Origin of the sequence: Sphingorhabdus sp. (assembly GCF_044354325.1) — a bacterium.
Taxonomy (GTDB): domain Bacteria; phylum Pseudomonadota; class Alphaproteobacteria; order Sphingomonadales; family Sphingomonadaceae; genus Sphingorhabdus_B.
In genome coordinates, this window is the sequence record NZ_JBILAF010000074.1 from 1 (window position 1) to 10773 (window position 10773).

The following is a 10773-nucleotide window of genomic DNA, read 5'->3' on the forward strand; positions in this document are numbered from 1 at the left end:
ATGCTCTTTAACCGGTCGTAAAAATCGAACACGACTTCGTTGAGCGGCAGTTCATAGACGATCTGCGCACGGCCACCGACATAGGTCAGTTGCTTTTGCACGCCGCGCCGGTCCTGACACAGTTTCAATATGCTGCCCAGATATTCGTCGGGGCAGTAAATCGTCGCCTCAATCCACGGCTCCTGAATTTCCGCGATGCGGTTAATGTCGGGCATGTCGGCGGGGTTGTGCAGCTCCATACTGCGCGCATCTTCGGTCTTCGACCGGCTCAGCTCCAGCTTGTACACAACCGACGGCGCGGTGGTGATAAGGTCCAGGTCGAACTCGCGCGTCAGGCGCTCCTGAATGATCTCAAGGTGCAACAGCCCCAGGAACCCGCAGCGAAAGCCAAAGCCCAACGCCGCGCTGCTTTCCGTTTCAAAACTGAATGATGCGTCGTTCAGGCGCAGCTTGCTGATGCTTTCACGCAATTTTTCAAAATCCGCGGCGTCGGTGGGGAACAGGCCGCAGAACACCACGGGCTGCACTTCCTTAAACCCGGGCAGCGGCTCTGCGGCGGGGCGCTTTGCATCGGTGATGGTGTCACCCACGCGGGTCTGCGCGACTTCTTTAATCTGCGCGGTGATAATGCCGACTTCGCCCGCCGCGATTTCGGACAGGATTTCCAGCTTTGGCCGCATACAGCCGACGCGGTCGACCAAATGCTTTGTGCCGGCGGCCATGAATTGGATTTCCTGACCTTTTTTGATCACGCCGTCGATAACGCGGATCAGGATGACGACGCCCAGATAGGGGTCGTACCATGAATCGACCAACATCGCCTTCAACGGCGCGTTGCGGTCGCCCTTTGGCGGGGGAATGCGCGTGACCACGGCCTCCAACACCTCATCAATGCCGATGCCCGATTTCGCCGAAGTCAGCACCGCATTGTCGGCGGGCAAGCCAATGATTTCCTCAATCTCGGCCTTCACCTTGTCCACCTCTGCCGCGGGCAGATCGATCTTGTTGATGACGGGCACGATTTCATGGTCATGCTCAATGGATTGGTAAACGTTGGCCAGCGTCTGCGCCTCAACGCCTTGTGCGGCGTCGACGACAAGCAACGCGCCTTCGCACGCGGCGAGGCTGCGGCTGACTTCATAGGCAAAGTCGACATGGCCCGGCGTGTCCATCAGGTTCAACTGATAGGTGATGCCGTCCTTCGCGGTATAATCCAGCCGCACCGTCTGCGCCTTGATCGTGATGCCGCGTTCTTTTTCAATGTCCATATTATCAAGGACTTGGCTCGTCATCTCACGCGCCGTTAGGCCACCCGTTTGCTGGATCAGCCGATCCGCAAGGGTCGACTTCCCGTGATCAATGTGCGCGATAATACTGAAATTGCGGATAAGCGAGAGTTCGGTCATGCAGCCGCCCCTAGCAGGGCTGCCCCGCCCCTTCAAGCATGGCGGAACGCCTGTAGGGATCGCATAATCACAACGGTAATTTGATTTCCTTCATGATGCGGTCGGTTTCGGTCAGTATCTTGATGATCTTTTGATAATGCAGGACATCGTCGAATGACAACGCCCTGCCCCTGCGGTCCTTCAACCATTTTTGCGCAGGCTGATATCCGCCAATATGAAACTCCCATGCAAGCGCAGGCACATTGTCGAAATATTGGTCGGGGTTGATGTGAACACGGCCATACTCCCCTCCCGCAGGCGGGAGGGGCTGGGGGTGGGCCTGTGACGGTGAGGTTTCAAGGCTCGCCTCCGGCTCGCTCCCACCCCTAACCCCTCCCGCCTGCGGGAGGGGAACGTACGCAGGCTTCTCCACCACATTGTCGTCGCCCTCTTCTCTGGCCCCGCTGAATGGATAGGGCGTTGCGCCAATAGCAGCATCCTCCATCAGGTGCAGGCGACGCAGCTGGCCGCCCTTTTCGGCCACATGCGCGAAAACCTCTGTCGAGGCGGGATAGGGAATGCGTGGGAAATCGATTTTCAGGAACTGCGCATAGGTCGCGCGGTAATCGGGCGAATGCAGAACGCCATAGATATAATCGAACACCTTGAGTTCGTCGCCATCGGCGCCAGAAAGCCCCGCCCGCTCCCTGATCTCCGCATAGATTGTGGGATCGAAATTGACCCGCCGCTCAGTTTCGAGCGTGCCTTCTTCGGGATAGAGATAGAGGGGGAATTGATACGATGCTTCCTTAGTCTGAGAGGAAATCGTGCATTTATCTGTGATCAATTTGGAAACCAAAGTGTGCTGAAAGTCAAAAGTGCTCTGTTGTTTGCAAACAAGCAGGGCTAAATTTTCATGCTTGCGAAACTGACGCATGATGTTGTGACGGGGATACGACAGCACACCTTTAGAGTTTTTTGAGTATGGCAAGAAGCGGGTATCGAAAGGGCGATATAGCACCTTCGAAACTTCGGCGTTCTGAGCATCCGCCTTTGCATTTTTCAGCGTCCAATCACGACTATCTGAATTCTCGCTGTATTTATTTCGAAAGTCTTGTTCAGGCAGTGCGTGTAGATCGTTCAGTAGTTGCACTGCGCCACTTTCGTTGATTTGGACCAAGAAACCGTCCCTTGCGGTGACCATACCGCACGCGAACTCTGCCAACAGAAGGTCTAGTGGGAAGCCTTCCTGATAGATGTCGATGTTGTCGTTATTGAATGGAACGAACAGATGATAGGGTTCAATTGGATGAACTTGCGCAAGCTCTGGAGAATTTATCCGTAATTCAAAAAGGGCAGCATTTTTGCTCTCACGAGAGCCATATAGATCAGCATGTTTTATCTCGCAGGGTGCCGAACGCTGCTGACTACATTTAACGGCAATGATAATCGCCACGCCCTGCATAATGTCGAACACATTGTTGTCGGCTGTCCCATCTGGCGCCACTTCCAGTTTTTTCGTGCTGCCGTGCAAATCAAGGACAAAAATTTTATCGAATGTCGCCATTAGTTGCTGTCGCATCCGTCGGTGGATACGACCATCGATGTAGCTACTATTGGTAACAAACGCCAAAACACCTTCACGGTTTTTATCGACGAGGTGCTCAGCAAAACGAATGAATTTGATATAGTCATCTGAGAGCGGTTGAATATTTTGTTCGTTCAAACCTGTCTTGTAAGCGTCCATCAACCCATCGATGAATGCTGAGTTGTTAGAGCTACTGACGGAATAAGGCGGGTTCCCAATCACACACATGATCGGTGTATCGCGCTTGATGGTGTTCGCGCCTTTGGCTTCGTCGGACAGCCAGCGGGCAAAGGGCAAAGTTTGTTCAACCCGTTCGCCTTCTTCCAGACTGTTGGTCAGGTATACGCCCAATCGTGGCGGGCTGGCGCTTGGCTTATAGCCCATCTCGGTCAGCATCATGTCCAATTTCATATGGCACATGGCGTAACTGGCCATTAGCAATTCAAAGCCATGCAATCGGGGGATTAGGTTTTCCTCGACATAGCCCGACCACATGCCCGGCGCGATGTCCTTTACCTGCGCCGCAATCTGCTTAATCGCTTCGGCCAAAAATGTGCCGGTGCCCGTTGCTGGATCCAATATCTGCACACGGTGGACATCTTTTTTGATGGTCAGTGGCTTGCCCGTTTTGGGGTCATTTTGCCCCGTATCCCAATCAATCTGAATCTTGCTGGTATCGGCAATGCCGCGTGGCAAGTTGAATTCGGTTTTCAGGACATCATCCACCGCACGCACGATGAAATTCACCACGGGCTCGGGCGTATACCAAACGCCCCGCGCCCTGCGCTTTGCCGGATTATATTCGGCCAAGAATGTTTCGTAAAAATGCAGGAACGGATCATTACGCGCCGTGAACTTGCCAAAATCCTGCATCAACGCGGCAACATCAGACGCACGGAATACATCGCACAGATCGTCAATCGTGCGGCACAAGCGATCATCCAAATTATTGCCAGCGATATAGACGAACAGGTTACGCAAAAACGGGTTTGATTTGGGCAATAGGTCCAATGCTTCGGCGCGATTAAAACTATCAAGGCTGACGTCATGCAGTCGCGCGGCGAACAAACCATAAGCAATGGTTTCGGCATAAACGTCCGCGAAATCGGCAACGGTTATGTCGTGGATTAGGCTTTTCTTGAAACCTTCATATTGGTCGGTCAGTTCGGTCTCAACGCCGCTTTCCTTGTCGGCGATCAACGCTTTGCACATGATGTCTTTAATGATCATGGATTTGCCAGCCATCATCTGCGCCAATTGCTTGGCGCTTTTGATGCTGATGGGCGTCTGTGCCGAAAAATCCTTCAGCATCATTTCCAGACGCGGAAATTCCTCTGGTCTTGGCGGCAGTGTGGGAATTAGGTCGGCTATGCGGACAAGGCCCGTGACTTCGCCTTCACGGATAAATTCAAAGTCGGTGCCATTGGTATAAATCAGGTTGGGCAGACCCTTTTTATACCGTTCCTTTTGTTCACGGCTGTAATCACCCGCGCCAAAGCGGGTGATGTCCTTGTTTAGGTCTTTTGCCTCGCACCAGCCAATCGACACACCATTACGCGCAAATACAAAGTCAGGGGCACCGACGGCGCTTTGCTTTGGCTCGTTTATAACGGTCAGCTTGTCATCAATCGATTTGAATAATCCTTCAAGAGCGGGACGGTAACTATGCTCGGTGGCTTGCCCGCTGCCCGCCAGAGCACGGATTTGCCCCAAATAGCCATGTATATCCAAATGAATTACCCCTCCCCGGAACCCATAAGACGTTATAAAGTTCACCTTTTGTGACATTTCGTTTTAGGTGTGTCTATGGCTATTCTGGATTTTATTTTGGCGGGGTTGTGGGGTTTGCGGATAAGCGTTTTGGCGCTTGCACGTGCGGTGTTCGTCATCCTGAACTTGTTTGACCGCCCGCGCCCGTCATCCTGAACTTGTTTCAGGATCTTAATTTTTATCCTCGGCGTCGAAAGTAAGACCCTGAAACAAGTTCAGGGTGACGAATGGAGGGTGGCGCGTGGGGGTCATCTCTGAACCGCCGCCGCCCTCTTGAAATGTAGGATTTGCCCTGCGATCATCGGCGCGGTCATCGGTAACTGCCCCTCTGGCTGATCGGGGTTCGCACAACAGCCGCCTTCCACACTTAAAGCGACAAAGGGGACAATCATTTCGTCGCCGCAGGTGTCTTTTGTATCCTTAAGGGCCAAATCCGGCCCCCTCGCGGGTGCTGCGCCGCCGCGGAATTGCTTGTGATGGGCGCAGGCCGGGGTTGACCCTCACCGCCTGCGGCTCTATACGACGTTCAACATCTGCCCCATCGGGATTGGCCTTGTCGTCGCGCAACTTGGCTAAAGCATTGAAGGGTCTGGATTTTCACATACGCGAAACGGCTGCACGGCAGGACCCGAATCTTCGGACCTTTGCCATGCGGCCTTTTCTTGTCTGGTGAAAACGAATTTAGCGCGTTTGACATTTCTAACTGAGGCAAAGCACCTTATGGCAACCCGTACCGCTCCTGCGACACTCTCGCGTCAAAAGCGTATCCGCAAAATCTTCGGTAACATCCACGAAGTTATCGACATGCCCAACCTGATTGAGGTTCAGCGCGAAAGCTATGAGCAGTTCCTGCGCTCTGACCCGTCCATTGGTTATGTATCCGGCCTCGAAAAAACGCTGCGCAGCGTTTTCCCGATTAAGGATTTTGCCGGAACGTCGGAACTCGACTTCGTCCATTACGAACTCGAAGATCCCAAATATGACGTAGAAGAATGCCGTCAGCGCGGAATTACCTATGCCGCACAGATGAAGGTGACATTGCGCCTCATCGTGTTTGAGGTTGACCCTGACACCGAAGCGCGTTCGGTCCTCGATATTAAGGAGCAGGACGTATACATGGGCGACATGCCGCTCATGACGCATAACGGCACATTCTTCGTCAACGGTACAGAGCGCGTTATCGTTTCGCAGATGCACCGTTCGCCGGGCGTTCTTTTTGACCATGACCGCGGTAAAACGCACTCTTCGGGCAAATATCTGTTCGCCGCGCGCGTTATTCCGTACCGTGGTTCGTGGCTCGACTTTGAATTTGATGCCAAGGATATCGTCAACGTCCGTATCGACCGTAAGCGCAAGTTGCCGGTCACGACCTTGCTCTACTCGCTTGGTCTGAACGACGAAGAAATCCTGAGCCACTTCTACGATCGCGTGACATTTGAACGTGGCACCGGTGGCTGGAAAATTCCATTCAACGCGGAACAATGGCGTGCGTCGAAACCGATGTTCGACATCGTGGATGCAAAGACCGGCGAAGTCGTGTTCCCTGCGGGCACCAAGGTTACCCCACGCGCCGCGAACAAGGCGGTCAAGGATGGCCTGACGCATCTGCTGATCCCGACCGAAGAAATCTTTGGCCGTTATTCGGCATTCGACCTGATCGACGAAAAGACGGGCCGGATTTATGTGGAAGCTGGTGACGAAATCACCGCTGAAAACTTGGAAGCACTCGACAAGGCCGGCATCGACAGCCTTGAGCTGCTCGACATCGACCATGTCATCACCGGCGCTTGGATGCGCAACACGTTGAAGGCTGACAAGGCCGAGAACCGCGACATGGGCCTGGATGCGATCTACCGCGTCATGCGTCCTGGCGAGCCGCCAACGCGCGAAACCGCAGAAGCATTGTTCGCTGGCCTGTTCTTCGATCCAGACCGCTACGACCTCAGCGCCGTTGGCCGCGTGAAGTTGAACATGCGTCTGCAGCTTGACGTTGAAGACACGCTCACCACCTTGCGGACGGAGGATATCCTCGCCGTGGTCAAGGAACTGGTGAACCTGAAAGACGGCAAGGGCGAAATCGACGATATCGATAACCTCGGCAACCGTCGTGTCCGTTCGGTCGGCGAATTGCTGGAAAACCAGTATCGCGTCGGTCTGCTCCGTATGGAGCGCGCCGTGAAAGAACGTATGAGCTCGGTTGACGTATCCACCGTGATGCCAAACGATCTGATCAACGCAAAGCCAGCGGTTGCTGCGGTGCGCGAATTCTTCGGCAGCTCGCAGCTGTCGCAGTTTATGGATCAGACCAACCCGCTTTCGGAAGTCACCCACAAGCGCCGTGTTTCGGCCCTTGGACCAGGTGGTCTGACGCGTGAGCGCGCTGGCTTTGAAGTCCGCGACGTTCACCCAACGCATTATGGCCGTATCTGCCCGATTGAAACGCCAGAAGGCCCGAACATCGGTCTGATCAACTCGCTGGCATCATTCAGCCGCGTCAACAAATATGGCTTTATCGAAACGCCTTACCGCAAGGTCATCGACAACAAAGTCACCGACGACGTGGTCTATCTCTCCGCCATGGAAGAGCAGAAGAACACCATCGCGCAGGCGAACGCCGAACTCAACGCCGATGGCAGCTTTGCCGAGGACCTGATTTCGTCGCGTGAAGCTGGCGAATTCCTGATGGCACCGCGCGACCAGATCACGTTGATGGACGTTTCGCCAAAGCAGCTGGTTTCGGTTGCGGCATCGCTCATCCCGTTCCTGGAAAACGATGACGCCAACCGCGCATTGATGGGTTCGAACATGCAACGTCAGGCCGTGCCTTTGCTCCGTGCAGAAGCACCGTTTGTCGGAACCGGCATGGAAGAAACCGTTGCCCGCGATTCCGGCGCTGCTATCGCTGCACGCCGTACCGGTATCGTCGACCAAGTCGATGCGACCCGTATCGTTGTCCGCGTGACCGGCGACGTTGAACCCGGCAAGTCGGGCGTCGACATCTACACGCTGCAAAAGTTCCAGCGTTCGAACCAAAACACCTGCATCAACCAGAAACCATTGGTGAAGGTTGGTGACGTCATCGAAGCTGGCGACATCATCGCCGACGGTCCTTCGACCGAACTGGGCGAACTCGCACTGGGCAAGAACAGCCTCGTCGCGTTTATGCCTTGGAACGGTTACAACTACGAAGACTCGATCTTGATCTCCGAACGCATCGTGAAAGACGATGTCTTCACGTCGGTCCACATCGAAGAATTCGAAGTTATGGCCCGCGATACCAAGCTTGGACCTGAAGATATCACCCGCGATATTCCAAACGTAGGTGAAGAGGCGCTTCGCAACCTCGACGAAGCCGGCATCGTGTACATCGGCGCAGAAGTGCACCCCGGTGACATTCTGGTCGGCAAGATCACGCCAAAGGGCGAAAGCCCTATGACGCCAGAAGAAAAGCTGCTGCGCGCCATCTTTGGTGAAAAGGCAAGCGACGTGCGCGACACATCCTTGCGTCTGTCACCTGGTGTAGCTGGTACTGTTGTTGAAGTGCGCGTGTTTAACCGCCACGGCATCGACAAGGACGAGCGTGCGATGGCCATCGAACGCGAAGAAATCGAGCGTCTTGCGAAGGACCGCGAAGACGAACGTTCGATTTTGAACCGTGCGACCTACAACCGCCTGAAAGACATGCTGATTGGTCAAACTGCAGCCGCAGCGCCAAAGGGCATCAAGAAGGGCGACAAGATCACTGAGGAAAATCTCAGCGAAGTCGAGCGTCACGAATGGTGGAAAATCGCGGTTGCCGATGACAAGGTCCAGGGCGACCTCGAAGCGGTCAAGGTTCAGTATGACGATGCCGTCAAGCTGATCGTTGAGAAGTTCGAAGATCGTCGTGAGAAGCTGGAGCGCGGTGATGAACTCGCACCTGGCGTGCTCAAGATGGTCAAGGTGTTCGTCGCGGTGAAGCGTAAGCTGCAGCCAGGCGACAAGATGGCCGGACGTCACGGAAACAAGGGTGTTATCTCGCGGATCCTTCCGCAAGAAGACATGCCGTTCTTGGCTGATGGTACACCTGTTGACATCGTTCTCAACCCGTTGGGCGTTCCATCGCGTATGAACGTCGGACAGATTTTCGAAACCCACCTTGGTTGGGCCGCGCGCGGTCTGGGTATGCAAATTGGTGAGGCTTTGGAAGAGTGGCGACACAATAACCCGAACCCCGAAGCCGCCGCTCCGCCAGCGATCGTGCGCGAACGTTTGGCGAAAGCCTATGGTGAAGATTATGCCGACGAGATCAAGGGCCGCAGCGACGCGGACATCATTGAACTTGCAAGCAATGTCGTCACCGGCGTTCCAATGGGCACACCTGTGTTCGACGGCGCACGTGAAGCGGACGTTACGACCATGCTCCAGCTCGCTGGACTTGACGGTTCGGGTCAATCCGATCTGTTCGACGGCCGTACCGGTGACAAGTTCGACCGTAAGGTGACCGTAGGCATCATTTACATGCTGAAATTGCATCACCTTGTTGATGACAAGATCCACGCCCGTTCAATCGGACCGTACAGCCTTGTTACGCAGCAGCCACTTGGTGGTAAGGCGCAATTCGGTGGTCAGCGTTTCGGGGAAATGGAATGCTGGGCACTTCAGGCATATGGCGCGGCCTATACCTTGCAGGAAATGCTCACGGTCAAATCCGATGACGTTATCGGGCGTACCAAGGTTTACGAAGCGATCGTCAAGGGTGACGACAGCTTTGAAGCCGGTATCCCCGAAAGCTTCAACGTTCTGGTTAAGGAAATGCGCTCATTGGGTCTGAATGTTGACCTGAAAGCGCACGACTTGATCGAAGGTGACGAGGGCTTTGCCGAGGCAGCGGAATAAGCAGAGCCGGGCGGACTTAGGTCCGCCCCCTGCCCCTGCCCCTAGGTTTTCATGGGCAAAAGCCCAATGAGGAAAAGATTATGAACGAACTGAGCAAATTCAACAATCCCATCGCCAAGGTCGAAACATTTGACCAGATCCAGATCGGGATCGCATCGCCGGAAAAAATCCGCAGCTGGTCTTTTGGTGAAATCAAAAAGCCCGAAACCATCAACTATCGTACGTTCAAGCCAGAGCGTGACGGCCTTTTCTTCGGACCTGTGAAGGACTATGAGTGCCTTTGCGGTAAGTATAAGCGCATGAAGTATAAGGGCGTCGTCTGTGAAAAGTGCGGCGTTGAAGTCACCGTTACCAAAGTGCGCCGTGAGCGCATGGGCCACATCGAGCTCGCTGCCCCTGTTGCGCATATCTGGTTCCTGAAGTCGCTGCCTTCGCGCATCGGCCTGCTGCTGGATATGCAGTTGAAGCAGCTTGAGCGCGTGCTGTATTTCGAAAACTACATCGTTACCGAGCCTGGCCTGACCGCGCTTGAGAAGTTCCAGTTGCTGAGCGAAGACGAATTGCTCGACGCGCAGGACGAATATGGCGAAGACGCTTTCACCGCCAGCATTGGTGCAGAAGCTGTCAAGACCATGTTGATGGATCTCGACCTTGAGCAAGAGCGCACCGACCTGCTCGACGAGCTTGCCGTTACCAAGTCGGAACTTAAGCCCAAGAAGATCATCAAGCGTTTGAAGGTCGTCGAAAGCTTCATCGATTCAGGCAACAAGCCCGAGTGGATGATTTTGGACGTCATTCCCGTCATTCCACCAGAATTGCGCCCATTGGTGCCGCTGGATGGCGGTCGTTTTGCAACGTCCGATCTGAACGATCTCTATCGCCGCGTTATCAACCGTAACAACCGTTTGAAGCGCCTGATTGAACTGCGCGCGCCAGACATCATCGTCCGCAACGAAAAGCGCATGCTGCAGGAAGCTGTTGACGCATTGTTCGACAATGGCCGTCGCGGCCGTACGATCACCGGTGCCAACAAGCGTCCGCTGAAGTCGCTGTCCGACATGCTCAAGGGCAAGCAGGGCCGTTTCCGTCAGAACCTTTTGGGTAAGCGCGTCGATTATTCGGGTCGTTCGGTTATCGTGACCGGTCCTGAAT

3 protein-coding genes and 1 pseudogene are annotated in these 10773 nt (G+C 54.4%); 2 read left to right on the plus strand and 2 right to left on the minus strand.

Annotated elements, in window-relative coordinates:
• Window positions 1-1406, minus strand: a 1406-nt coding sequence (lepA, locus tag ACIQ0G_RS07700) for a translation elongation factor 4 (protein WP_397577399.1), incomplete at its 3' end; no start/stop codon positions are given.
• Between the two features lie 67 nt (window positions 1407-1473).
• A complete protein-coding gene (locus ACIQ0G_RS07705; protein WP_397577400.1) occupies window positions 1474-4704 on the minus strand; it encodes a type ISP restriction/modification enzyme in 3231 nt (1076 codons plus the stop codon).
• A 759-nt stretch (window positions 4705-5463) separates the two neighbouring features.
• Here ACIQ0G_RS07705 and rpoB point away from each other — a divergent pair.
• Both rpoB and ACIQ0G_RS07715 read left to right on the plus strand, forming a co-directional pair.
• A complete protein-coding gene (gene rpoB, locus ACIQ0G_RS07710) occupies window positions 5464-9621 on the plus strand; it encodes a DNA-directed RNA polymerase subunit beta (RefSeq protein WP_397577401.1) in 4158 nt (1385 codons plus the stop codon).
• Window positions 9622-9701: 80 nt separating this feature from the next.
• Window positions 9702-10773 (plus strand): annotated as a pseudogene (locus ACIQ0G_RS07715) (DNA-directed RNA polymerase subunit beta'); the annotation flags it as partial.